Annotated in this window: 36 protein-coding genes; 4 read left to right on the forward strand and 32 right to left on the reverse strand. The window is 39.0% G+C overall.

Features of this window, described 5'->3' with window-relative positions:
• The first annotated feature begins 12 nt into the window (after window positions 1-12).
• Both OVN21_RS03635 and OVN21_RS03640 read left to right on the forward strand, forming a co-directional pair.
• Entirely contained in the window at window positions 13-1,104 is a 1,092-nt protein-coding gene (locus tag OVN21_RS03635; RefSeq protein ID WP_267247336.1) for an ABC transporter ATP-binding protein, read from the forward strand.
• Window positions 1,094-2,752: an ABC transporter permease gene (locus tag OVN21_RS03640; protein WP_267247337.1), complete on the forward strand. Its 1,659-nt coding sequence runs from the start codon at window positions 1,094-1,096 to the stop codon at window positions 2,750-2,752. Before OVN21_RS03635 ends, OVN21_RS03640 begins: the two co-directional genes overlap by 11 nt.
• Before the next feature lie 95 nt (window positions 2,753-2,847).
• Here OVN21_RS03640 and OVN21_RS03645 read toward each other — a convergent pair whose 3' ends face one another.
• From OVN21_RS03645 to rpsJ, 32 genes are all read right to left on the reverse strand, one after another.
• Window positions 2,848-3,549: a histidine phosphatase family protein gene (locus OVN21_RS03645; protein WP_267247338.1), complete on the reverse strand. Its 702-nt coding sequence runs from the start codon at window positions 3,547-3,549 to the stop codon at window positions 2,848-2,850.
• Window positions 3,550-3,785: 236 nt separating this feature from the next.
• Window positions 3,786-5,123, reverse strand: a complete 1,338-nt coding sequence (locus OVN21_RS03650) for a PFL family protein (protein ID WP_267247339.1) — start codon at window positions 5,121-5,123, stop codon at window positions 3,786-3,788.
• A 9-nt stretch (window positions 5,124-5,132) separates the two neighbouring features.
• Window positions 5,133-5,399: an ACT domain-containing protein gene (locus tag OVN21_RS03655; RefSeq protein WP_267247340.1), complete on the reverse strand. Its 267-nt coding sequence runs from the start codon at window positions 5,397-5,399 to the stop codon at window positions 5,133-5,135.
• Window positions 5,400-5,664: 265 nt separating this feature from the next.
• Window positions 5,665-6,051, reverse strand: coding sequence for a 50S ribosomal protein L17 (rplQ, locus tag OVN21_RS03660; protein ID WP_267247341.1), 387 nt, complete (start codon window positions 6,049-6,051; stop codon window positions 5,665-5,667).
• An 11-nt stretch (window positions 6,052-6,062) separates the two neighbouring features.
• Window positions 6,063-6,998: a DNA-directed RNA polymerase subunit alpha gene (locus tag OVN21_RS03665; RefSeq protein WP_130884790.1), complete on the reverse strand. Its 936-nt coding sequence runs from the start codon at window positions 6,996-6,998 to the stop codon at window positions 6,063-6,065.
• Between the two features lie 42 nt (window positions 6,999-7,040).
• The gene (gene rpsK / locus OVN21_RS03670; protein WP_001118385.1) at window positions 7,041-7,424 is read right to left on the reverse strand and encodes a 30S ribosomal protein S11; all 384 of its coding nucleotides are present in this window, start codon (window positions 7,422-7,424) and stop codon (window positions 7,041-7,043) included.
• Between the two features lie 17 nt (window positions 7,425-7,441).
• Entirely contained in the window at window positions 7,442-7,807 is a 366-nt protein-coding gene (gene rpsM, locus OVN21_RS03675) for a 30S ribosomal protein S13 (protein ID WP_000090786.1), read from the reverse strand.
• Window positions 7,808-7,824: 17 nt separating this feature from the next.
• Window positions 7,825-7,941: a 50S ribosomal protein L36 gene (rpmJ, locus tag OVN21_RS03680; protein WP_001808836.1), complete on the reverse strand. Its 117-nt coding sequence runs from the start codon at window positions 7,939-7,941 to the stop codon at window positions 7,825-7,827.
• A 24-nt stretch (window positions 7,942-7,965) separates the two neighbouring features.
• A complete protein-coding gene (infA, locus tag OVN21_RS03685; RefSeq protein WP_001029883.1) occupies window positions 7,966-8,184 on the reverse strand; it encodes a translation initiation factor IF-1 in 219 nt (72 codons plus the stop codon).
• A gap of 116 nt (window positions 8,185-8,300) precedes the next feature.
• Window positions 8,301-8,939 carry an adenylate kinase gene (locus OVN21_RS03690; protein WP_267247342.1) on the reverse strand — a complete coding sequence of 213 codons (639 nt, stop codon included), beginning with the start codon at window positions 8,937-8,939 and terminating at the stop codon, window positions 8,301-8,303.
• Between the two features lie 145 nt (window positions 8,940-9,084).
• Window positions 9,085-10,395 carry a preprotein translocase subunit SecY gene (secY, locus tag OVN21_RS03695; RefSeq protein ID WP_267247343.1) on the reverse strand — a complete coding sequence of 437 codons (1,311 nt, stop codon included), beginning with the start codon at window positions 10,393-10,395 and terminating at the stop codon, window positions 9,085-9,087.
• Window positions 10,396-10,407: 12 nt separating this feature from the next.
• Window positions 10,408-10,848, reverse strand: coding sequence for a 50S ribosomal protein L15 (gene rplO / locus OVN21_RS03700; RefSeq protein ID WP_000766089.1), 441 nt, complete (start codon window positions 10,846-10,848; stop codon window positions 10,408-10,410).
• Between the two features lie 143 nt (window positions 10,849-10,991).
• Window positions 10,992-11,174, reverse strand: a complete 183-nt coding sequence (gene rpmD, locus OVN21_RS03705) for a 50S ribosomal protein L30 (protein ID WP_000057241.1) — start codon at window positions 11,172-11,174, stop codon at window positions 10,992-10,994.
• A gap of 13 nt (window positions 11,175-11,187) precedes the next feature.
• A complete protein-coding gene (rpsE, locus tag OVN21_RS03710) occupies window positions 11,188-11,682 on the reverse strand; it encodes a 30S ribosomal protein S5 (RefSeq protein WP_000874204.1) in 495 nt (164 codons plus the stop codon).
• 17 nt (window positions 11,683-11,699) lie between these two features.
• Window positions 11,700-12,056 carry a 50S ribosomal protein L18 gene (gene rplR / locus OVN21_RS03715; protein WP_000624044.1) on the reverse strand — a complete coding sequence of 119 codons (357 nt, stop codon included), beginning with the start codon at window positions 12,054-12,056 and terminating at the stop codon, window positions 11,700-11,702.
• An 83-nt stretch (window positions 12,057-12,139) separates the two neighbouring features.
• A complete protein-coding gene (rplF, locus tag OVN21_RS03720; RefSeq protein ID WP_267247344.1) occupies window positions 12,140-12,676 on the reverse strand; it encodes a 50S ribosomal protein L6 in 537 nt (178 codons plus the stop codon).
• 187 nt (window positions 12,677-12,863) lie between these two features.
• The gene (rpsH, locus tag OVN21_RS03725) at window positions 12,864-13,262 is read right to left on the reverse strand and encodes a 30S ribosomal protein S8 (protein ID WP_267247345.1); all 399 of its coding nucleotides are present in this window, start codon (window positions 13,260-13,262) and stop codon (window positions 12,864-12,866) included.
• A gap of 285 nt (window positions 13,263-13,547) precedes the next feature.
• Window positions 13,548-13,733, reverse strand: a complete 186-nt coding sequence (locus OVN21_RS03730) for a type Z 30S ribosomal protein S14 (protein WP_267247346.1) — start codon at window positions 13,731-13,733, stop codon at window positions 13,548-13,550.
• Between the two features lie 17 nt (window positions 13,734-13,750).
• Entirely contained in the window at window positions 13,751-14,293 is a 543-nt protein-coding gene (rplE, locus tag OVN21_RS03735; RefSeq protein ID WP_267247347.1) for a 50S ribosomal protein L5, read from the reverse strand.
• Between the two features lie 23 nt (window positions 14,294-14,316).
• Window positions 14,317-14,622 carry a 50S ribosomal protein L24 gene (rplX, locus tag OVN21_RS03740; RefSeq protein WP_000497691.1) on the reverse strand — a complete coding sequence of 102 codons (306 nt, stop codon included), beginning with the start codon at window positions 14,620-14,622 and terminating at the stop codon, window positions 14,317-14,319.
• A gap of 77 nt (window positions 14,623-14,699) precedes the next feature.
• Window positions 14,700-15,068: a 50S ribosomal protein L14 gene (rplN, locus tag OVN21_RS03745; RefSeq protein ID WP_000616548.1), complete on the reverse strand. Its 369-nt coding sequence runs from the start codon at window positions 15,066-15,068 to the stop codon at window positions 14,700-14,702.
• Between the two features lie 25 nt (window positions 15,069-15,093).
• Complete coding sequence (gene rpsQ, locus OVN21_RS03750) at window positions 15,094-15,354, reverse strand: 30S ribosomal protein S17 (RefSeq protein ID WP_045617785.1); 261 nt, start codon at window positions 15,352-15,354, stop codon at window positions 15,094-15,096.
• Window positions 15,355-15,378: 24 nt separating this feature from the next.
• Window positions 15,379-15,585, reverse strand: a complete 207-nt coding sequence (rpmC, locus tag OVN21_RS03755) for a 50S ribosomal protein L29 (protein ID WP_000772918.1) — start codon at window positions 15,583-15,585, stop codon at window positions 15,379-15,381.
• 9 nt (window positions 15,586-15,594) lie between these two features.
• Window positions 15,595-16,008: a 50S ribosomal protein L16 gene (gene rplP, locus OVN21_RS03760; RefSeq protein ID WP_000960946.1), complete on the reverse strand. Its 414-nt coding sequence runs from the start codon at window positions 16,006-16,008 to the stop codon at window positions 15,595-15,597.
• A 3-nt stretch (window positions 16,009-16,011) separates the two neighbouring features.
• The gene (gene rpsC, locus OVN21_RS03765) at window positions 16,012-16,665 is read right to left on the reverse strand and encodes a 30S ribosomal protein S3 (protein WP_267247348.1); all 654 of its coding nucleotides are present in this window, start codon (window positions 16,663-16,665) and stop codon (window positions 16,012-16,014) included.
• A 12-nt stretch (window positions 16,666-16,677) separates the two neighbouring features.
• Window positions 16,678-17,022 (reverse strand): 50S ribosomal protein L22, encoded by a 345-nt coding sequence (gene rplV, locus OVN21_RS03770; protein ID WP_000818137.1) that lies wholly within the window; start codon window positions 17,020-17,022, stop codon window positions 16,678-16,680.
• Between the two features lie 11 nt (window positions 17,023-17,033).
• Window positions 17,034-17,315, reverse strand: coding sequence for a 30S ribosomal protein S19 (gene rpsS, locus OVN21_RS03775; protein WP_000533766.1), 282 nt, complete (start codon window positions 17,313-17,315; stop codon window positions 17,034-17,036).
• Window positions 17,316-17,418: 103 nt separating this feature from the next.
• On the reverse strand, window positions 17,419-18,252 hold the full coding sequence (rplB, locus tag OVN21_RS03780) for a 50S ribosomal protein L2 (protein ID WP_267247349.1): 834 nt from the start codon (window positions 18,250-18,252) through the stop codon (window positions 17,419-17,421).
• Between the two features lie 17 nt (window positions 18,253-18,269).
• Window positions 18,270-18,566 (reverse strand): 50S ribosomal protein L23, encoded by a 297-nt coding sequence (locus tag OVN21_RS03785; protein WP_088805302.1) that lies wholly within the window; start codon window positions 18,564-18,566, stop codon window positions 18,270-18,272.
• The gene (rplD, locus tag OVN21_RS03790) at window positions 18,566-19,189 is read right to left on the reverse strand and encodes a 50S ribosomal protein L4 (RefSeq protein WP_000024539.1); all 624 of its coding nucleotides are present in this window, start codon (window positions 19,187-19,189) and stop codon (window positions 18,566-18,568) included. The genes OVN21_RS03785 and rplD overlap by 1 nt, the downstream gene beginning before the upstream one ends.
• A 24-nt stretch (window positions 19,190-19,213) precedes the next feature.
• Window positions 19,214-19,840 (reverse strand): 50S ribosomal protein L3, encoded by a 627-nt coding sequence (gene rplC / locus OVN21_RS03795; RefSeq protein ID WP_000160197.1) that lies wholly within the window; start codon window positions 19,838-19,840, stop codon window positions 19,214-19,216.
• A 216-nt stretch (window positions 19,841-20,056) separates the two neighbouring features.
• The gene (gene rpsJ, locus OVN21_RS03800) at window positions 20,057-20,365 is read right to left on the reverse strand and encodes a 30S ribosomal protein S10 (RefSeq protein WP_001284513.1); all 309 of its coding nucleotides are present in this window, start codon (window positions 20,363-20,365) and stop codon (window positions 20,057-20,059) included.
• Between the two features lie 559 nt (window positions 20,366-20,924).
• Between rpsJ and OVN21_RS03805 the strand changes: the two genes are divergently transcribed.
• Together OVN21_RS03805 and OVN21_RS03810 are read left to right on the forward strand one after the other, a co-directional pair.
• On the forward strand, window positions 20,925-21,323 hold the full coding sequence (locus OVN21_RS03805) for a hypothetical protein (RefSeq protein WP_267247350.1): 399 nt from the start codon (window positions 20,925-20,927) through the stop codon (window positions 21,321-21,323).
• 640 nt (window positions 21,324-21,963) lie between these two features.
• Window positions 21,964-24,102, forward strand: a complete 2,139-nt coding sequence (locus OVN21_RS03810) for an ATP-binding cassette domain-containing protein (RefSeq protein WP_267247351.1) — start codon at window positions 21,964-21,966, stop codon at window positions 24,100-24,102.
• The last annotated feature ends 165 nt before the right edge of the window (window positions 24,103-24,267 follow it).

The raw sequence follows: 24,267 nt of genomic DNA on the forward strand, positions 1-24,267 counted from the left end.
AAGAGGTTCACTATGAGTGAGATCAAAATTATTAACGCCAAAAAAATCTACCACGATGTCCCTGTTATTGAGAATTTGAACATTACAATTCCAAAAGGAAGTCTCTTTACCCTTCTTGGACCTTCAGGATGCGGGAAAACAACTTTACTTCGAATGATAGCTGGTTTCAACAGTATCGAAGGAGGAGAGTTCTACTTCGACGATACTAAGATTAACAATATGGAACCTAGCAAACGTAACATCGGAATGGTATTCCAAAACTATGCGATTTTCCCACATTTGACAGTACGTGATAACGTAGCGTTCGGTCTCAAGCAAAAGAAGGTTCCAAAAGAAGAATTGATTCAACAGACCAACAAGTATCTTGAACTCATGCAAATTGCTCAATATGCGGATAGAAAGCCCGATAAACTTAGTGGTGGACAACAACAACGGGTTGCCTTAGCACGTGCTTTAGCTGTTAATCCTAGCGTTCTCCTCATGGATGAACCCCTAAGTAACCTAGATGCCAAACTTCGCTTAGATATGCGTCAAGCTATTCGAGAAATCCAACACGAAGTTGGTATTACAACTGTCTACGTAACTCATGACCAAGAAGAAGCCATGGCAATTTCTGACCAAATTGCCGTTATGAAAGATGGTGTTATTCAACAAATTGGTCGTCCAAAGGAGCTTTACCATAAACCAGCAAATGAATTTATTGCAACATTTATTGGTAGAACAAATATAATTCCTGCTCGTTTAGAAAAACAAGCTGACGGAGCTTATATAATTTTCGAAGATGGCTATTCTCTTCGTATGCCAGCTCTTGACCAAGTTGACGAACAAAACATCCGTGTCAGCATTCGTCCTGAAGAGTTTATCCGTGATGAAAATGGTCCAATCAATGGAACAATCACAGACAGTGTTTACCTTGGGCTTAACACTGAATACTTCATTGAAACTGGATTTGCTCCAAAACTTCAAGTAAGTGAAGAATCAACATTCGAAGAAGATTTAGAAAAAGGAGATTGTGTTCGTTTGAGAATCAATACTCAAAAACTCAATGTCTTCTCTGAAGACGGTTCGCGTAATCTCATAAAAGGAGTCAGCCATGGAGCGTAAAAAACTAAACATATGGACTGGATCTTCCTTCTTCATTTTCCTTACCTACTTGGTTTTCTTAGTCTACCCAATTGTGACTGTATTAAAGCAAGCACTGGTAAATGAAGGTAGTTTCTCTTTAGAAAATTTTGTTACATTCTTTAGCAAATCTTATTATTCTGAGACACTCATTAATAGTTTTAAAGTTTCTGTAACTGCAACAATTACTTCTGTCGTTGTTGGTACCTTGCTAGCTTATCTCTTTTCAATGTACGACTTCAAAGGAAAGAAATTTTTGCAAATCTTGATTATCATCGCATCCATGTCAGCTCCATTTGTAGGTGCCTATTCTTGGATTCTACTTCTTGGTAGAAACGGAGTTATTACAAAATTTCTAACCAACACACTCCATTTGCCTGGTTTTGATATTTATGGTTTCCAAGGTATTGTACTTGTCTTTACACTCCAACTTTTCCCACTCGTTTTCCTTTACGTAGCTGGAACCATGAAGAGCATTGACAACTCCCTCTTGGAAGCTGCTGAAAGCATGGGATCTTTCGGCTTTAAACGAATTGTAACAGTCGTTTTACCTCTTCTAGTCCCAACTTTACTAGCAGCAGCCCTCCTAGTATTTATGAGAGCTTTCTCTGACTTTGGTACCCCAATGTTGATTGGAGAGGGATACCGTACCTTTCCAGTATTAATCTACACACAGTTCATCAGTGAAGTTGGAGGCAACTCAGCTTTCGCATCAGCCTTAGCAATCATGGCTATTACAATCGCCCTTGCTATCTTTCTCATCCAAAAATACATTTCAAACCGCTACAGTTTCAGCATGAATTCGCTCCATCCAATTGAGCCTAAGAAGACAACAAAAGGAAAGATGGCTGCTATTTATGCAACAGTCTACGGAATTATCTTGTTCTCTGTTCTACCTCAAGTCTACTTGATTTATACTTCTTTCCTAAAAACATCAGGTATGGTATTTGTCAAAGGTTATTCTCTAAACAGTTACAAGGTGGCTTTCAATCGTATGGGATCTGCTATTTTCAATACCATTCGCATCCCTATACTTGCCTTGATTCTCGTTGTTGTCTTTGCAACCTTCATCTCATACCTTGCAGTTCGTAAACGCAACCTATTTACAAATCTAATCGATAGTCTTAGTATGGTACCTTATATCGTACCAGGAACCGTTCTCGGTATTGCCTTTATCTCTTCATTTAATACAGGTATTTTCGGAAGTGGCTTCCTTATGATTACAGGAACAGCCTTCATCTTGATCATGTCCTTATCTGTAAGGAGACTCCCATATACTATTCGATCTTCAGTAGCTAGCTTGCAACAGATTTCTCCGAGCATTGAAGAAGCTGCAGAAAGTTTAGGAAGTAGTCGTCTTAATACCTTTGCCAAGATTACAACTCCAATGATGCTATCCGGTATTATTTCTGGAGCTATTCTATCTTGGGTCACAATGATTTCAGAACTCTCTACTTCTATCCTCCTCTACAATGTCAAAACAAGAACAATGACTGTAGCCATTTACACAGAGGTTCTCAGAGGAAATTACGGTGTGGCAGCAGCCTTATCGACTATCCTAACTATTCTAACAGTAGGTTCCTTGCTTCTATTTATGAAAATCTCGAAAAACAATAGTATTACCCTCTAGTTTTTCCCTATCAAAAACAGCCAAAAGGATATCCCTTGGCTGTTTTTTTCTTATCTTGATATGGTTATCAAATCTCTAGTTTATAGCAAACAGTTCTATTTTGACTGAATAGAGGTTTCTTCCATCTTCTCACGCCCTAGTTCTCGGTAACTACGGTCACCAACAACTTCTACGCTAAACTGACCATCTTCATATTCAAGAATCGTCACGCTACCATTATCGAGACCATGCGGATGCATGCCATTGATTAGATAAACAATAGTACCAATCGTCATTCCATGGCTTACGACCAGGGCATTGCCTCCACCTTGTTCTTCCATTTCTTTGGCAATCGCTTCAAAACCTTCCTTGATTCGACCACTGAGTTTTTCCCAACCTTCAGCCCAGCCTGCGGTATCAACCTCAACTAGACCTTCTGCTAGCTCTGCATAGGACAACTGATGAACATGGTCTACATTGAAAATTCTCGGAATCAATCCCATAAAGAGATCCCCATCATAAGCTCCATCAAAACTACCAAAGCACCATTCTCTGATTCGCTTGTCCATGCGGTAAGGGATTTTTCCCTGCAAGCCAAGTTCTTCTAGAATAATTTCCATAGTTTGAATAGTGCGACCTGAATCACTGGAATAAGCGCGGTCAAACTGCAAATCAGACTCTCTCAAGCCAATTCCCAGTTCATGGATTCCCAACTCACCTTCTACAGTCAGAGGTGTATCACTCCATCCTTGAGCACGTCCAATGGTGTTAAACATCGTTTTCCCATGACGAACCAAATACAATCTTACTTTAGACATTTTCTATCCTCCATTCTCTTCTATTATATCATGGATCAAAGAAATATTCGGCTTTCAAAAGCAAAGCCAACATTTGTAAATTATCCAAAAGAAAAGCTACCCTCATGGTAGCTTCCCTAGGAGATTATTATGAAAAAGTTTAGGATTTCTATTAAATAAAGTTAGGAGGTCTTTATTTAATGATTATAGTATACACAGTCATCCTTAAACTCAACTTAAATCTTCTCTCTTTTTTATTAATTTTTAAAACTATGGATTGGAGCTGGGATCTGCCCACCGCGAGAGATGAAATCAACAGACGAAGCCCCGCTGACCTTCATCACTGGAGCTGTCCCCAGCAAACCACCAAACTCAATCATATCGCCTTCTTTGCCTTTTGGAATAATACGGACAGCCGTTGTTTTCATGTTAATCACACCAATTGCCGCCTCATCCGCAATCATAGCCGCAATGGTTTCAGCAGGCGTATCTTCTGGAATGGCAATCATATCCAGCCCAACAGAACAGATAGCCGTCATGGCTTCTAGTTTCTCTAAATTCAGAGAGCCATCTTGCACCGCAGCAATCATGCCCTCATCTTCAGAAACGGGGATAAAAGCACCTGACAAGCCACCGACCTGGTTACAAGCCATCACTCCGCCCTTCTTAACTTGGTCATTCAAAAGAGCGAGGGCAGCCGTCGTCCCATGCGTACCAACTGTTTCTAGGCCCATTTCCTCAAGGACACGTGCTACAGAATCACCTACCGCAGGAGTAGGTGCCAAACTTAGGTCGACAATTCCAAAGTCAACACCAAGGCGTTCACTCGCCATTTGCCCAACCAACTGACCGATACGAGTAATCTTGAAGGCCGTTTTCTTGACTGTTTCCGCTACTACATCAAAGCTCTGCCCACGAACTTTCTCCAAGGCGCGTTTGACAACACCAGGACCCGAAACTCCAACATTAATGATAACATCTGCTTCACCGACACCATGGAAGGCTCCCGCCATAAAAGGATTATCCTCAACGGCGTTAGCAAATACGACCAACTTGGCCACCCCCATATCTGATAGTGCTGCGGTTTCCTTGATGATACGTCCCATATCAGCGACCGCGGTCATGTTGATACCTGACTTGGTTGAGCCGATATTGACGGACGAGCAGACCTTGTCCGTCTCAGCTAGAGCGCGGGGGATAGAATTGATGAGAATCTCATCTCCTTTTTGATAACCCTTTTGTACCAAAGTTGAGAAGCCACCAATAAAATCAACACCAATCTCCTTAGCCGCCTTGTCGAGAGCCTTTGCCAAAACGACATAGTCCGTCGCGTCAGTCGCAGCACCAATCAATGAAATCGGAGTCACCGATACCCGCTTATTAACGATAGGAATTCCCAACTCAGCTGCTATTTCATCGCCAACAGCCACTAAATTAGCCGCCTTGGTCGTAATCTTTTGATAAATCTTCTCCGCAGCACGATTGATATCCGGATCAATACAGTCTAATAGGGAAATCCCCATGGTGATGGTTCTGATATCGAAGTTCTGCTCTTCGATCATGGCAATGGTTTCCGTAACTTGTCTAATATCCATGATAACCTCCTAGATATTGTACATAGCGTCAAAAATCGCTGCACTTTGAATATTGATTTTGACATTCAGTGTTTGACCAAAGTTTTCAAACTCATTTCGCAGATAAGTGAAATCCTGTTTTTCGTCACTAGAAACGACTGCCATCATGGTAAAATATTCGTCCAACACTGTCTGAGAAATATCGTCAATATTCAACCCCAACTCTGCAATCTTAGTAGATACACCTGCAACAATTCCAGATTTATCTTTACCAACAACAGTTATAATCGCTTTCATAAGCAAACTCCAATTCTTCTTAAAATAGGAAACCTAAACATTCAGCAGATTTCTTCTTAAATAGTATAGCATAATTCTAACTAAAATACTCAAAAACGCCTGCTTACGAAGTTGTTCTTAAGAAAAAAAACAATTTCGTAAACAAGCGTCTACTATCCCAACTTATGATGAGTGTTCCCGCTAGGACCGAAGTCCCAGCGGTAGACCAGAGCTAGACTAAGAGCACAAGACTCCATCATCATAACACTCAACAAAATTGATGATTTTATACTAATTCGATGATTGCCATTGGCGCAGCATCACCACGACGTGGTTCAGTTTTAAGGATACGAGTGTATCCACCGTTACGTTCAGCATAACGAGGTGCGATTTCTGCGAATAATTTTTTAAGTGCTGTAGTAGAAGTGTACTTATCAGTTGCTTCATCATAGTTTTCAGATGCGATTTCATTACGTACGAAAGCAGCTGCTTGACGACGTGCATGCAAATCACCACGTTTACCTAGAGTAATCATTTTTTCAACAGTTTTACGGATTTCTTTAGCACGAGCTTCAGTTGTCACGATTGATTCGTTGATCAAAAGGTCAGTTGTCAAATCGCGAAGCATTGCTTTACGTTGTGAGCTAGTGCGTCCTAGTTTACGGTAAGCCATTTATTCCTCCTTTATTTATCTTTTAATCCAAGACCCAAATCAATGAGTTTGAGTTTCACTTCTTCCAAACTCTTGCGTCCAAGATTTCGTACTTTCATCATCTCTGCTTCAGATTTTTCTGTCAAATCATGCACAGTATTGATACCGGCACGTTTCAAACAGTTGTATGAACGCACAGACAAGTCCAGTTCTTCAATCGTACGATCCAAAATACGGTCGTCCGATTCAGTATCAGCTTCTTTCATCACTTCAGTTGACTTAGCAATCTCAGTAAGATTTGTAAACAAATCAAGATGTTCTGTCAAAATACGTGCTGAAAGCCCTAAAGCATCTTCCGGAATAATTGTTCCATTTGTCAAGATTTCAAGGGTTAATTTGTCAAATCCATCATTGCTACCTACACGAGCAGGTTCCACTTGATAGTTGACTTTTGTGACTGGTGTATAAATAGAATCTACAGCAAGTGTTCCAACTGGTGCATTATCTTTTTTATTTTCATCAGCAGGTACATATCCACGAGCACTGTTAACAGTCATAGTCGCTTTTAGAGAAGAACCTTCACCGATTGTAAAGAGATAATGATCTGGATTTACAATTTCAATATCGCTATCTGTCAAAATGTCACCAGCTGTTACTTCAGCAGGACCTTCAACATCTAGTTCGATGATTTTTTCGTCTTCAACGTACGATTTCACTGCAATTCCTTTAATGTTCAGAATGATTTGCATCACGTCTTCACGAACACCTGGAACTGTGTCAAACTCATGTAACACACCATCAATGTTGATAGATGTCACTGCTGCTCCTGGTAGAGAAGCCAGTAGTACACGACGAAGAGAGTTACCAAGAGTTGTACCGTAGCCACGTTCAAGTGGTTCGATTACAAACTTGCCATAATCTTTATTCTCATCAATTTTTGTTATATTTGGTTTTTCAAACTCAATCATTTAGTTACTCCCTCTTAAACGAAAAGCAGTGTAATGCGATGATTATACACGGCGACGTTTTGGAGGACGAGCACCATTGTGTGGCACTGGAGTCACATCACGAATTGCTGTTACTTCAAGACCAGCGGCAGCAAGCGCACGAATAGCTGACTCACGACCAGAACCTGGACCTTTTACAGTAACTTCAACTGATTTAAGACCGTGTTCTTGTGCAGATTTAGCAGCAGCTTCAGAAGCCATTTGAGCAGCGAATGGTGTAGATTTACGAGAACCTTTGAAACCAAGAGCACCAGCTGATGACCAAGCAATTGCATTACCATGCACATCAGTAATCATAACAATAGTGTTATTAAATGTAGCGTGAATATGAGCAATACCAGATTCGATATTCTTTTTCACACGACGTTTACGTGTTGGTTTAGCCAAGACTTTTACCTCCTATATTATTTTTTCTTACCAGCAATCGCAACAGCTTTACCTTTACGAGTGCGAGCGTTGTTTTTAGTGTTTTGTCCACGGACAGGAAGTCCACGACGGTGACGAATACCACGGTATGAACCGATTTCCATCAAACGTTTAATGTTCAAGTTTACTTCACGACGAAGGTCACCTTCAACTTTGATTGCATCCACTTCACGACGGATAGCATCTTCTTGATCTGATGTAAGGTCACGTACACGAACATCTTCTGAGATTCCAGCAGCAGCCAAAATTTTCTTAGATGTTGAAAGTCCGATACCATAAACGTAAGTCAATGAGATTACTACGCGTTTGTCATTTGGAATGTCAACTCCAGCAATACGAGCCATGTTTTCTCCTTTCTATCTTATCCTTGACGTTGTTTGTGTTTTGGATTTGCTGGGCAAATTACCATAACACGACCATTACGACGAATTACTTTACAGTATTCGCAAATTGGTTTGACCGATGGTCTTACTTTCATTTCTTATCCCTCCAAGTTTTTCGATTATTTAAAGCGGTAAGTGATACGTCCACGTGTCAAGTCATATGGACTCATCTCGACAGTAACACGATCTCCCGCTAAAATACGAATATAGTTTTTACGAATTTTACCAGAAACTGTTGCTAAAATCTGATGTCCATTTTCAAGTTCAACCGTAAACATTGCGTTCGGCATTGTATCAACTACTTTGCCTTCAACTTCAATCACATCGTCTTTTGCCACGCAAAAGCACCTCCATAAATTTCGATTCGATGCCTCAAGACACAGAGGCAACAATTATAAGTCAGACTATCTCAGTATAACATTTGTCGCTATTTTTTGCAAGTATGAAAAACGCTTTATTTCAAATTTGTCAATACTTTTTCGATGTCTTTGAACACATCATTGATATCTTGATTTCCTTCGATATCATGAACTAAACCTTTAGCACGATAGTGAGCAATGATTGGTTCACCTTGTGCAATATTGACATCCAAACGACGCTTAACTGTCTCAGGTTTATCATCTTCGCGTTGGTAGTAATTCTCTTCTTTGTAGTCAACTGGTGGATTGAAGACTTTGTGGAAGGTTTCGCCTGTTTTGCGGTGAATGATACGCCCACTCAAGCGTTCCAAGAGACAGTCTGGGTTCACTTCGATGTTGATTACTCCTTCAAGTTCAATACCAAGTTCAGCCAATGTTTCATCCAAGGCATGAGCTTGTTCAATTGTACGTGGGTAACCATCTAACAAGAAACCTGTTTCTTTGATATCGTCCTGTGAAAGGCGTTCTTTAACAATTCCATTTGTAACCTCATCTGGAACCAACTCACCTTTGTCAATGTATGACTTCGCAAGTACACCCATTTCAGTTTGATTTGCCATTGCAGCACGGAACATATCGCCTGTTGAGATATGTGCAACATGGAATTGCTCCACAATTTTAGCTGCTTGCGTTCCCTTACCTGCTCCAGGTAAGCCCATAATCAAAAGATTCATGATAGGATCTCCTTATTTTGTATTTAAATAGAAGCAGAAATCTATTTCAACCCCTATTTAAAAACAAAATAGAAGAGGGGAGACGAAAATCTCTCTGATAGACAGACTTTCATACTCCACTCTCTAAGCAAAAGTAATCTTGCTTTTATTCTGTTTTGTCCATGAAACCAACATACTTACGTTTCAATAGGTAACCTTCTAGCTGTTTGATTCCTTCGATACCTGTTGAGATAATGATCAAAAGACTAGTCCCCCCAAAAGCAACAGCTTCTGAAAGACCAAAGACATCTTTTGTCACAATCGGCAAGATAGAAATCACACCAAGGAAGATTGATCCGACAGTCGCAAGGCGACGAAGAAGTTTCGACATGAATTCTTCAGTTCCCTTACCAGGACGAACACCATGAATGTAGGCTCCACTCTTTTGCAAGTTTTCTGCTGCTTTCTCTGGATTAATCTGTACAAATGTATAGAAAAATGTAAAGAGAATGATTAACAAGGCATACATAGCAACACCTGTCGGAGATGTTGTAGATAACATTTCCTGTGCTGTACGTACCCAAGCCCAATCATGACCTGTAGCACTCAAAAACTGAAGAATGGCTGCAGGTGCTGCTGTAATTGAACTTGCAAAGATAACTGGGATAACCCCCGCTGGGTTTACCTTCAATGGAAGATATGAACTTGATGGGGCTCCTTGAGCAACTTTTGTATATTGGATTGGGATTTTATATTCTGCCTGTTGAACATATGTTGTAAAGTAAACAATCAACAAGACAGCGATAATCAAGATAACAACAAAGATAATAGATGAAGTCAATCGGCTACTTGGGATATTGACAAAGTAGTCAACATAGATACCCTTAATCATCTCAGGAATTGAAGCGACAATACCTGCAAAGATGATCATGGAAACACCGTTACCATATCCTTTATCTGTAATTTGTTCCCCAAGCCAAGTTACAATCATACTACCTGCTGTTAGGATGAGCCCAATGGTAACAAAGACTTGCGGAGTTAAATCTGTCGTTAATAACTTTGCTCCAGATAGAGTATTAAACCCTGCGGTAATTCCGATAGATTGAACAAATGCGAGCACCAGAGCAATATAACGAGTAGCCTGGTTTAATTTTCTCCGGCCTACTTCTCCTTGTTTACCCCATTCCACAAATTTCGGCAAAATATCCATTTGTAGCAATTGAACAACGATAGAAGCAGTGATGTACGGACTTACACCAAGTGCAAAAACGGAGAAGTTCTTCATGGCATTCCCTGAAACAAGACTAAGCATGTTTAAGAAAGATAAACCACTGAGAGCTTCTAAACTTTTTGCATTCACCCCTGGAACAGTAATACTTGTCCCAATACGGAAAACAAGAATGATAAAAACTGTAAAGAGAATTTTTGATCGAACTTGTTTAACCTTGAGAGCTTCTTTTAATAATTTAAAAAACATGGGTCACCTCTCTTAGATGACTTCTACAGAACCACCTTTAGCAGTGATAGCTTCCTCAGCTGATTTAGAGAATTTAGCTGCTTTAACAGTCAATTTCTTAGTCAATTCACCATTACCAAGAATTTTAACGCCTGATTTTTCAGCTTTCACAATTCCTGCTTCGATAAGCACAACTGGAGTTACTTCTGCACCGTCTTCAAAGACGTTCAATTGGTCAAGGTTTACAATTGCGTATTCTTTAGCGTTGATGTTAGTGAATCCACGTTTTGGAAGACGACGGAACAATGGAGTTTGTCCACCTTCAAAACCAAGGCGAACTCCGCCACCGCTACGAGCTTTTTGACCTTTTTGACCACGACCAGATGTTTTACCGTTACCTGATGAAGTACCACGACCAACACGGTTACGTACTTTACGAGAACCTTCTGCAGGTTTCAATTCATGAAGTTTCATTATTATTTTCTCCTCTTTTGTAAAATGCTAGCGCCGATAAGAGAGAAAAGGTTGTCTTCCTTATCAACTCGCCTATACATCGTCATCTTAGATGACTATATCTAGTTTTAGGGGATGAGTATTGCCACATCCCCTAAAAATCATTAGTTTACTTCTTCAACTGTTACTAAGTGAGATACTGCAGTAATCATACCACGGATAGCAGCGTTATCTTCTTTAATAACAGAGCTGTTTAATTTGCCAAGTCCAAGTGCTACAACAGTTTTACGTTGTGATGGAATGCGTCCGATTGGAGACTTAGTCAAAGTAATTTTAATTTGAGCCATTTTATCCCCTTTCTTATGCCAAATCAGAAACTGAAATACCACGAAGGGCAGCAACTTCTTCAGCGCGTTTCAATTGTTTCAAACCTTCAACAGTTGCGCGAACAATGTTGATTGGAGTGTTAGAACCAAGTGATTTAGATGTAATATCTGCCACACCTGCCAATTCCACAACGGCACGAACTGCACCACCAGCGGCAACTCCAGAACCTTCTACAGCAGGTTTCAACAATACTTTAGCTCCACCGAATTCTGAAAGAACTTCGTGTGGGATTGTTGTTCCAACCATAGGAACTTCAATCAAGTTTTTCTTAGCATCTTCTACTGCTTTGCGGATTGCTTCTGGAACTTCTTGAGCTTTACCAGTACCAAATCCTACGCGACCGTTGTGATCACCAACAACAACAAGAGCTGCAAAACGAAGACGACGTCCACCTTTAACAACTTTTGTAACACGGTTGACAGCAACTACGCGTTCTTCTAATTCAACTGCATTGTCTTTAAATGCCATTTTCTAGTGTCCTCCTATTAGAATTTCAATCCGTTTTCACGAGCTGCATCAGCCAAAGCTTTCACACGTCCGTGATATAGATATCCACCGCGGTCGAACACCACTTCTGAAATACCTTTAGCGTTTGCACGTTCTGCAACGAGTTTACCGACAGCAACGGCTTGTTCAGTTTTAGTTCCTTTTGAAACTTCTTTGTCAAGAGTTGAAGCACTTGCGAGCGTTACACCCGCTACGTCATCAATCACTTGAGCGTAGATGCCTGTATTAGAACGGAATACGTTCAAACGTGGGCGATCAGCAGTTCCAGAGAGTTTTCCGCGAACGCGACGATGGCGTTTTTGACGGAGTTTGTTTTTATCTGGTTTAGAAATCACAGTTTTCACCTCTTTAGTTTTAAATCGCGTGCTATGCACAAAGTTGGAAAATAGGTTGGTGGTTGAAAATCAACCACTCAACATTATTTACCTGTTTTACCTTCTTTAAGACGAACGTACTCTCCAACGTAACGAATACCTTTACCTTTATAAGGTTCTGGTGAACGAAGGCTACGTACATAAGCGGCTGTTTGACCAACCACTTCTTTTGAAATTCCGCTAACAACAATTGTTGTTGGGTTTGGAAGTTCAAAAGTAATCCCTTCTGGAGCTTCAACTTCGTCTGGATGAGATTTACCAACAGCCAAAACAAGTTTAGTTCCTTGAAGTTGTGCACGGTAACCAACCCCACGCATTTCAAGTTCTTTCTTGAATCCTTCTGATACACCAATTACCATGTTGTTCAAAAGGGCACGAGTAGTTCCGTGGATTGTTTTCATTTCTTTTGAATCGTTTGGACGGTGAAGAGTTACTTCAGTACCTTCCACACGGATTTCAATATCTTTTGAGAACTCACGAGTAAGTTCTCCTTTAGGTCCTTTTACAGTTACAACGTTGTCATTGTTAGTGAGTTCAACACCAGCAGGCAACACGATAACTTTATTACCAATACGTGACATGTTTATTTTCTCCTGTTAAATTGTCAGGCCAGAACGGCCAGTTTTCACGGGGTTAAATCGATTCCTCGATTTAAAGGAACATTTAGGTTTCAATTTCAAAGTGAATCTAGGCATCGTCTCGCAGGCATAACTTTGGGTTAGGCAAGAGACGATAACGAAGAGTCACAAAGAAATTGGGAGCTAAATATTACCAAACGTAAGCGATAACCTCACCACCAACATTCTTTTGACGAGCTTCTTTATCAGTAAGCAAACCTTCAGAAGTTGAAAGGATAGCAATTCCAAGTCCGTTAAGAATTTTTGGAAGATCTTCACGTTTTTTGTAGACACGAAGTCCTGGTTTAGAAACACGTTTCAAGTTAGTGATAACTTTTTCACCGTTTGGTCCGTATTTAAGGAATACACGGATGATGCCTTGTTTGTCATCTTCGATGATTTCAACGTTTTTTACAAAACCTTCGCGTTTAAGGATTTCAGCAATCCCTTTTTTGATGTTTGATGCAGGTACTTCAAGTACTTCGTGTTTCGCTTGGTTAGCGTTACGAATACGAGTTAGGAAGTCTGCGATTGGGTCAGTCATAACCATTTTGTTTTTCTCCTCTTACTAGTAGTTTGCAAGTTGCACTTGCTAGTTAATACATGATACAAAGAGCGTAACACCAAGAGCAAAAATAGGCAATCTGATGCAGGAGCGATGCTCCAAAACAAATTGATCCTTTTTTACCAAAGCTGTAGCTCGTGTTCAAATTGGCAAGCCCAACTGAACCCGGGATAAACCCTGTGTGAAAAAGATAAACTCTCCTAGAAACTTCAGTTTCTTCGTCAAGTTTCCTATTTTCACTTAGAGTTTTGACGCCCTTGATATCTTAAATTACCAAGATGCTTTTGTTATACCAGGAATTTGTCCTTTGTAAGCTAATTCACGGAAGCAAACACGGCAAAGTTTAAATTTGCGGTAAACTGAATGTGGACGACCACATTTTTCACAACGAGTATAAGCTTGAGTAGAGAACTTCGCTGGACGTTTGTTCTTAGCAATCATTGATTTTTTAGCCATTAGATTTACCTCCTATATTATTTTGCAAAAGGCATTCCAAGGCCTGTAAGCAATGCACGTGACTCTTCGTCAGTGTTAGCAGTTGTTACGATAACGATGTCAAGACCACGAGTTTTGTCAACGTCATCGAAGTTGATTTCTGGGAAGATCAATTGTTCTTTCACACCAAGTGTGTAGTTTCCGCGTCCATCAAATGATTTTGTTGGAACACCGTGGAAGTCACGTACACGTGGAAGTGAAACTGATACAAATTTATCCAAGAATTCGTACATACGTTCACCACGAAGGGTAACTTTTGCACCGATCGCAACACCTTCACGAAGACGGAAGCCGGCGATTGATTTTTTAGCTTTAGTGATAAGTGGTTTTTGACCTGAGATAAGTGCCAATTCTTCAGCAGCTTTTTCAAGGCTTTTAGCGTTTGATACAGCTTCACCAACACCCATGTTCAAAACAATCTTATCTACTTTAGGCACAGCCATCACTGATGAGTAGTTGAATTGTTCTGTCAAAGCAGGAACTACTTCATTAAGATATTTTTCTTTTAAACGATTTGCCATTATACTTCTCCTTTCCTTCGTGATTAATCAAGCACTTCGCCTGATTTTTTGTTGTAGCGAACTTTTTTACCGTCTACAAATTTGTAACCAACACGACCAGCTACACCATTTTTGTCCAAAACTTGAACGTTTGATACGTGGATAGCTGCTTCTTTCTCGATGATACCACCTTGAGGAAGCTCGTTAGTTGGACGTTGGTGTTTCTTAACAATGTTAACACCTTCAACGATAACTTTGTTTACTTTTGGAAGGGCAGTAAGGACAACAGCTTCTGTTCCCTTATCTTTACCGGCGATTACGCGAACTTTGTCGCCTTTTTTTACAAACATTAGGTTTCTCCTTGATTTTTCTTACGCCCATAAGGGCACCCTAGCTTGAAGCTAGGGGACTAGTTTGTTTCTAAAAATTAAAGTACTTCTGGAGCAAGCGACACGATCTTCATGAAGCCACCTTCACGCAATTCACGTGCAACTGGACCAAAGATACGTGTTCCGCGAGGAGTTTTATCTTCACGGATGATAACAGCTGCATTTTCGTCAAACTTGATGTATGAACCATCAGCGCGACGAGCACCTGATTTAGTACGAACGATAACAGCTTTTACAACGTCACCTTTTTTAACCGCACCACCAGGAGTAGCTTGTTTTACAGATGCCACAATAACATCACCGATGTTCGCAAATTTACGTTTAGAACCACCAAGAACTTTGATAGTCAAGATTTCGCGTGCACCGCTGTTGTCTGCGACTTTCAAACGAGTTTCTGTTTGAATCATTTCAGTTTTCTCCTTTCAGGCTTGATTAGATGATAACCGCTTCTTCAACAACTTCTACAAGACGGAAACGTTTTGTAGCTGAAAGCGGGCGAGTTTCCATGATACGTACGATATCACCTTCTTTGGCAATATTGTTTTCATCATGTGCTTTGTATTTCTTAGAGTAGTTAATACGTTTACCATAGACTGGGTGGTTACGTTTTGTTTCAACTACAACTGTGATTGTCTTGTCCATTTTGTCAGATACAACACGTCCAACAAGAACTTTACGATTATTGCGTTCCATTGAAATTTCTCCTTCCCTAGTCTATTATTTCGCTTCAGATTGAACTGTCTTGATACGAGCGATTTGTTTTTTAACTTCTTTCAAGCGGGCTGTTTGTTCCAATTGACCAGTAGCAGCTTGGAAACGAAGTTCAAACAATTCTTTTTTTAATTCGTTTTCGCGCTTCGCGAGTTCTTCTTGAGAAAGACCACGAAGTTCTTTAACAAATTCTTTTACTTCATTAAGTTTCATGCCTTCTCCTTATTCTGCTTCACGTTTTACGAATTTACATTTAACTGGCAATTTGTGGCTAGCAAGACGAAGCGCTTCGCGAGCGATCTCTTCAGATACACCAGCGATTTCGAACATCACTTTACCACGTTTAACTGGTGCTACCCAACCTTCAGGTGCCCCTTTACCAGATCCCATACGCACACCGATAGCTTTAGCAGTGTATGATTTGTGTGGGAAGATTTTAATCCAAACTTTACCACCACGTTTCATGTAACGAGTCATGGCGATACGAGCAGCTTCGATTTGGCGGTTAGTAATCCAGTGGCTAGTTGTAGCTTGAAGACCGTATTCACCGAATGCTACTTCTTTTCCACCTTTTGCTTCACCGCGCATTTTTCCACGGAATTCACGACGGTGTTTAACACGTTTAGGTACTAACATTGGTTATTTACCTCCTTTAGTGTTTTTGCGAGCTGGAAGAACTTCACCACGGTAGATCCATACTTTAACACCAAGTTTACCGTATGTAGTATCTGCTTCTTCCCAAGCGTAATCGATATCTGCACGAAGTGTGTGAAGTGGAACAGTTCCTTCAGAGTATCCTTCAGCACGGGCAATATCTGCACCATTCAAACGACCTGATACTTGAGTTTTGATTCCTTTAGCTCCAGCACGCATTGCACGTTGGATTGCTTGTTTTTGTGCACGACGGAAAGCAACACGTTGCTCCAATTGACGAGCAATTCCTTCACCTACAAGGTGAGCATCCAAATCAGGTTGTTTGATTTCGATGATGTTGATGTGTACTTGTTTTCCAGTCAATTTGTTAAGTTTTGCACGGAGTGCATCAACGTTAGCGCCGCCTTTACCGATAACCATACCTGGTTTAGCAGTGTGAAGTGAAACGTTAACTTTGTTCATTGCGCGTTCGATTTCGATAGTTGAAACTGCTGCGTCAGCAAGTTCTTTTTGAACGAATTTACGGATTGCAAGATCTTCATGAAGGTAATCCGCGTATTCTTTTTCAGCATACCATTTGGCATCCCAATCACGGATGATGCCGACACGCATACCAATTGGATGTACTTTTTGACCCACGATTTTACCTCCTTATTTTTCTGCAACAGCTACAGTGATGTGAGCTGTACGTTTGTTGATTGGTGAAGCTGAACCTTTCGCACGTGGACGGAAACGTTTCATAGTTGGTCCTTCGTTCGCGAATGCTTCAGATACTACCAAGTTAGCTTTATCCAAACCAAAGTTGTTTTCAGCGTTAGCTACAGCTGAGTTCAAAACTTTCAAGATGATTTCAGCAGCTTTGTTTGGAGTGAATGTCAAGATTGCGATTGCATCGGCTACGCTTTTACCACGGATGTTATCAAGAACAAGACGTGATTTACGAGGCGAAACACGTACTGTACGAGCCATTGCTTTAGCTGAAGTAATTTCTGCCATTTATGTTCTCCTTATTTTCTACGTGTTTTCTTGTCGTCTGCAGCGTGACCTTTGTAAGTACGAGTTGGTGCAAATTCACCAAGTTTGTGACCTACCATGTCTTCTTGTATGTAAACAGGTACGTGTTTACGTCCATCATAAACTGCAATAGTGTAACCAATGAAACTTGGGAAGATCGTTGAACGACGTGACCAAGTTTTAATAACTTTTTTCTTTTCGTCGTTAGCCTGAGCTTCAACTTTTTTCATCAAATGCTCATCGACGAAAGGTCCTTTTTTAAGACTGCGTCCCATTTTTATATTTTCTCCTTTAAATGTTGTACCACAACGGCTTGCGCTCCTATGGAGCGCTACCGAGCTGGCGGATTTACTAGTTACTTAAGCGACTAGTTTACTATTATTTCTCGTTGCGACGACGAACGATAAGTTTGTCAGATTTCGCTTTCTTGTTACGAGTTTTAAGACCAAGAGCAGGTTTGCCCCATGGAGTAGATGGTGCTTTACGACCAACTGGTGCTTTACCTTCACCACCACCGTGTGGGTGATCGTTAGGGTTCATTACAGAACCACGAACTGTTGGGCGGATACCCTTCCAACGGCTACGTCCTGCTTTACCAAGGTTTACAAGTCCATGTTGTTCGTTTCCAACAACACCAACTGTAGCACGGCAAGTTCCAAGAATCATACGAACTTCACCTGATTGAAGACGAACAAGTACGTATTTACCTTCAGAACCCAATACTTGAGCAGATGCTCCAGCAGCACGTACCAATTCACCACCACGACCTGGTTTCAACTCGATGTTGTGGATCAAAGTACCAACTGGAATGTTAGTAAGTGGAAGAGCGTTTCCGACTTTGATATCTGCTTCTGGACCTGAAACGATACGTTGACCTACTTCAAGACCTTTTGGAGCGATGATGTATGCTTTCACACCGTCAGTGTAGTGTACAAGAGCGATGTTTGCAGAACGGTTTGGATCGTACTCGATAGTTTTAACAACTGCTTCAACGTTGTCTTTGTTACGTTTGAAGTCAACCAAACGGTAGAAACGTTTGTGTCCACCACCTTGGTGACGAACAGTGATACGACCGTTGTTGTTACGACCAGCCTTGCTCTTCAATGCAACAAGCAATGATTTTTCAGGAGTGCTTGTTGTGATTTCAGCGAAATCCAAAGAAGTCATATTACGGCGACCGTTTGTTGTTGGTTTATAAACACGAATTCCCACGATATTTCCTCCTTAGATTATTCAGCTTCAGCAGTAAACAACTCGATTGCTTTTGAATCAGCTGTAAGTGTGATGATAGCCTTTTTAGTTTTGTTTGTAAAACCAGTGTAACGTCCAACACGTTTAGCTTTTGGTTTTACGTTGATTGTGTTAACGTTGGCAACTTTAACACCTTCGAAAGCAGCTTCAACAGCTTGCTTGATCAAAAGTTTGTGTGCACGAGTGTCAACTTCAAATACATATTTTCCTGCTTCAAGTTGAGCCATTGAGCTTTCAGTGATGACAGGTTTTTTGATAACATCATACAAATTCATTATGCAAGAACCTCCTCGATTTTAGAGATAGCTGCTTGTGTGACAAGAAGTTTGTCGCTATTTGCGATGTCAAGAACACTTGCAGTTGTAGCAGTTGCAACTTTCACGTTTGGAAGGTTACGAGCTGAAAGAGCTGCGAATTCGTTTCCTTCTTCAAGAATAACAAGGACTTTAGAATCGATGCTCAAAGCTGCAAGAACTTTTGCAAATTCAGCAGTTTTTGGAGCTGTAAATTCAAGAGAATCAACGGCTACAAATTTATTTTCAGCAACTTTTTCTGAGTAAACAGATTTAAGCGCAAGGCGACGAACTTTTTGTGGAAGTTTGTAGCCGTATGAACGTGGAGTTGGTCCGAAGACAACACCACCACCACGCCATTGTGGTGAGCGGATAGAACCTTGACGAGCACGTCCAGTTCCTTTTTGACGCCATGGTTTGCGTCCACCACCTGATACTGCAGAGCGGTTTTTAACAGCGTGTGTTCCTTGACGAAGGCTTGCGCGTTGGCTGATGATCACATCAAACACAACTGATTCATTTGGTTCGATACCAAATACTGCATCGTTAAGAACAACTTGACCAGCTTCTTTACCAGTTTGGTCAAATAATGTTACGTTTGCCATTGTGACTGATTTCCCCTTTCTTTATTATTTACCAGCTTTAACTGCTGATTTGATAGTGATAAGAGATTTCTTAGCACCTGGTACGTTACCTTTAATAAGGATAACGTTCTTTTCTGGAACAACTTGTACCACTTCAAGGTTTTGAATTGTTACACGGTCGCCACCCATACGTCCTGCAAGGTTTTTACCTTTGAATACACGGTTAGGTGCAACAGGTCCCATAGAACCTGGACGACGGTGGTAACGAGAACCGTGAGCCATTGGTCCACGTGATTGCCCGTGGCGTTTGATAACACCTTGGAAACCTTTACCTTTAGAAGTACCAGTTACGTCAACAACGTCTCCAGCTGCGAATGTTTCAACTGTGATTTCAGCACCAACTTCCAAGCCTTCAACGTTTTTGAATTCACGAATGAAGCGCTTAGGAGCCGTGTTAGCTTTCGCTACATGTCCTTTAGCAGGTTTGTTGCTCAATACTTCGCGTTTGTCATCGAAACCAACTTGGATAGCGTTGTATCCGTCTGTTTCAACAGTTTTAACTTGAAGAACAACGTTTGGAGTTGCTTCAATAACTGTTACAGGGATCAATTCGCCAGCTTCAGTGAAGATTTGAGTCATTCCCACTTTTTTCCCTAAGATTCCTTTTGTCATGAGAAAATAGTTCCTTTTCTATATTTTTTATTCAAAAAGTTTTTAACGAGCGTTTTTTATGCTCCAGTCTAAGATACAAAGGACGTCAAACTCAAAGCGAAAATAGGAAACTGACGCAGTGTCTAGCAGACACTAGGAAGTTTATCTTTTTCACACCGAGTTTAGCTCGTGTTTAATTAAATTGACACACCAGCCTCTGCTCTTTTATATTTTAGATTAAAGTTTGATTTCTACGTTTACACCACTTGGAAGATCCAATTTCATCAAGGCATCAACTGTTTTTTGAGTTGGGTTAACGATATCGATCAAACGTTTGTGTGTACGCATTTCAAATTGTTCGCGAGAGTCTTTGTATTTGTGAGTCGCACGAATAATTGTGTAGAGGCTACGTTCAGTTGGAAGTGGGATTGGACCCGCAACTTGTGCACCTGTACGAGTAGCTGATTCTACGATTTTTGCAGCCGCTGTGTCAAGCGTACGGTGTTCGTAAGCTTTCAAACGGATACGGATTTTTTTGTTTGCCATCTTTTTCTCCTTTTCGTCTATATTAAGATAATAGGCTAGCTCCACAAGAAAACCGACGCGGTGTTGCGTGGCAATGCAACCGAGCGTGTCGCAACCTCTTGCATCAAAGCTAAAGCTGTAATTTGCAGCACCATAATAGAATAACACAAATCCCCTGCGATTGCAAGGGATTTGTTGCTGTTTTTTTGTTTTTTAGGATAAAACCGCTTCCGATAAAAAGTTTTACAAAAAAATCAAGAAACAGAACAGAGAAAGCGTTGTCAAATCAAAAATAATAGAGTATAATAAGAGATGTAAATATAATTTAAAAATAAGACAGATCAAAACAAAAAGGAGGAAGATGTTTTAATAAAAGATTATTATACCTTCATTCATTAAGAGTAATAATGTTAGTTTTTAGGAGGGAGGAGAATTTATAGAGTTTAGCAAGCTCTCGCCAATGAATGAAATTAGTTAAGGTGTTGTAAAGGGAACTATAAACTAGATTTTCTTCAATAAGATTGGAATGTGAGTAAGCTATGGTTAGAAAAAAATTCTGTTAATAATTATTGAGATTATTTTGCTATTTGGGGGGTATTTTAGCTGGAAAGTATATCAAGACAGTACAAGAGGAATTATACCACTAGAGTCTTTACAAGTAAAAGTAATAAAAACTGATAAAGATTATTCTATATCTGCTAAAGCGGATCTAGATAATTTTGAACAAATCTCAAATTATCAAGCGATACAAATAGGTAATGATGTCTATTTATATTTTATGAAGACGAAGGCAATTTTTACAAAAACCACAGTAGATACAGATTTATCAAATATCCTGGTAGGTGATACAACGCAAGCCATCAACAACATATATGTCGTTAGTGGCGATAATATTGTCGTTAGATTCAATGATCGTAGGTATAATCACATCGATGTTTTGAAGTATACTGATAAAAAGTTGTTGCTTCGTTTAAATTAAAAAATACATTGCTTAAAAAGAAAGGGAAAATATGTTAAAGAAATTTAAGTCATTAATATTTCTGTCTCTTGCTTCACTATATCTTATTTCTGGAACTAACTGCATTTGCCGCACAAGGCTCATGGTTTTCTGATTTCCAATTTGACGCAAACGGTGTTTCAGGAGTAGGGAACACTAATGCTTTTACTGAGGTAGGTCACTTTACTTTTAGAGTTATCCGAGCAAATGGTTCGTGGATTGGCTATAGTAATCACACAATAGGACCTCATCAATCGGCGTCTAATAATTACTGGGGGCAACCTGCTTTAGATAGACAGGGGCAGGTTATTATAAACGGTAGATATTGGCATTCACCTTGGTTTGATTCATAAAAACTTTATGTGTCTGAATATTAGTGCTTTTTAAGCTAATGTCTAACCCTTCAAAATAGCAAAAATCTATCAGTTGAGTTACATTAGTATTATTCTAAATAACTCAACTTTTATTTTGGGGAAAATATATTATATATCCGTAGTGCTTAGTCAATTAAAAATAGTAAAATCATACTGACATAAATTTGAACTATTTTAAAATTAACTAGTATCGTGATTCTACAGCAGGTTCTCATATTATTTTTAGATGTCACTGGAGAGTAAAAGGTATGTTAAAAATTTCAAATCTTAACAAAAAATACAAAGAAAAAATAGTTTTGGATTCAGTTACATTTAATGTAGAAGACTCAAATAAAATTTATTCATTAATAGGTGAGAGTGGAACAGGTAAATCGACATTGTTTAATATTCTGTTTGGTTTAGATCAGGAATATGAAGGAGAGTATACTTTATTCAATCAAAACGCAAAAGAATATAGTTTAGATACATGGGCGAGGTTAAGAGAATCCAAGATAGGGTTAGTTTTTCAAGATTATAAACTTTTGGAAGACTTTACTGTTTTTGAAAATTTAAAATTAGCAAGTAATGCATCGGATTCAGATATCGAAAGTATCATGAAAGAATTAGATATTTTTGATTTAAAATCTAATTTTTGCTTTGAGTTAAGCGGAGGGCAGAAGCAGAGAGTAGCTCTTGCACGTGCAGCCATAAAAAACCCAAAGATTTTACTATTAGATGAACCTACAGGAAACTTAGATGGTTTAACTAGCCAATTAGTTTTTAAATATCTACAAAAACTTCGAAATCGTGGAATTCTTATTTTCTATATCACTCATGATAGAGAGTTGGCTAATTTGGCAGATGTTGTATATGAGATAAAAGAGAAAACAATTAAAGAAGTCAGGAGAACAGAGGAAAATATAAAGTTATCTGATAACTTCAACGAAAATAATCGAAAAATTCCCTTTAACTTTACTATAGATTATGTAAAATTAAAGTCAATTCGAAATATGAAAAGGCTATTACTTCTAATAGTTCCTATGACTTTAATAATATCTATTTTTATACTAGGCTTTACTGCGTATCGTTCAGCTTCTTTACTTAGTTTTGAGCGTTTTTTTACAGGAATAAGTGAAAGAGTCATAATGGTATCTACTCAGCAACTCAATACAGATACAATAAAAGATTATACCGAAAATAATATACAAAGTTCTTATGATGGTAAGAGGATAGGCTTTTCAGAGAAAGATAAACAACAAGTTGAATCTATTGATGGAATTGAGAAGGTAATTTTATTTAATTATGGTGTAAAATCTAATTATAACAATGCTTATAATAGTTTAAATTTAAGTTTTTCTGAAAAAGATTTTTCTAGTAAAATAGGAAAGTTTAACTATGGCTGGAATAAAATTTCTTCACTTTCATTCAATTTCCAAAAACTCAATGTTCCTAAATACTTTATTCCAGATTATAATTCGGAGAATATAATCCTGTTATCAGGTGACTATCCAAAAGATGACAGTAATGAAGTTTTAGTACCAGATACTTTTGTTTTGCAACATTTCAATACTGAAGACTATCAAAAAGTTCTTAAAAAAGAAATTGATTTGGAAACAACAAATATATACTCTAAGGAAAAAAAGAATGATAAAGTAATAATTAGTGGTGTTTATCAAACCTATTATCAAAATAGTTTGAAATCAAATTATCCAATTTACTCATCTTATTTTGAAGAATCTAATCTTGAATATTTTTTAAGTCAAGAATCATATGAGCATCACAAACATATATTATCGTTGACTCCTGAAACTTCAAAGGCTAGTAAAGAAATTATAGATAGTTATGATAATTATGTAAATGCTGTAGGGACAAGTAAAGATGGACTGTTAATAAAAATAACTGGCGATGTAGAGACTATTTCTAAAAATCTGCAAAAACTATTTCCTAAGTATCGATTAGCTTCCAGATATGATATGAGGTCGGGAACTTTTAGTGATATTTATGGTGGCTTAGTGAGAATATTGATAGTTGGTTCGACTGTAATTTCTCTGGTCATAGGAGCAGTAATTGCATTTTTAAATAAAGGGTATATAGTCAATAGATCAAAAGAGCTAGCTATTTTATATAGCTTGGGGTATAAGAAAAAGTATATTTTTTCAATAATATTTTTTGACAATATATTAATTTTTCTTTTATCTTTCCTTAGTGCAATGCTAATAACTACAGGATTAAATTTAGTTTATATCAGTAGGACTGTGTACTTCTCCTATTTTTCATCATTATTATCATTATCAAATATGGGATATATTTTTGTACTTGTTATGTTGATGATGTTAGTATCAGATATATGGGGATTGAACACTGTTAAACAAAGGCAACTCCGGAAATTTTTGAATAATCAATTTTAACAATGTTAATCAAGAGGTTATTACAGCAAGTTTTGTGAATACTCTTTGGTTTTAGTTAAAATGCCTCATTGTCAAGGATACTGGGAGGCTTAAGATTTTAAAAGCGAGGGACTTGAACTCAGTAATATCATTAAGTTAGTGAGCTAACTATTTGAATAGGAGATA

The sequence above is a fragment of the Streptococcus sp. Marseille-Q5986 genome, from assembly GCF_946902915.1.
In the GTDB taxonomy this organism is placed as follows: Bacteria; Bacillota; Bacilli; order Lactobacillales; family Streptococcaceae; genus Streptococcus.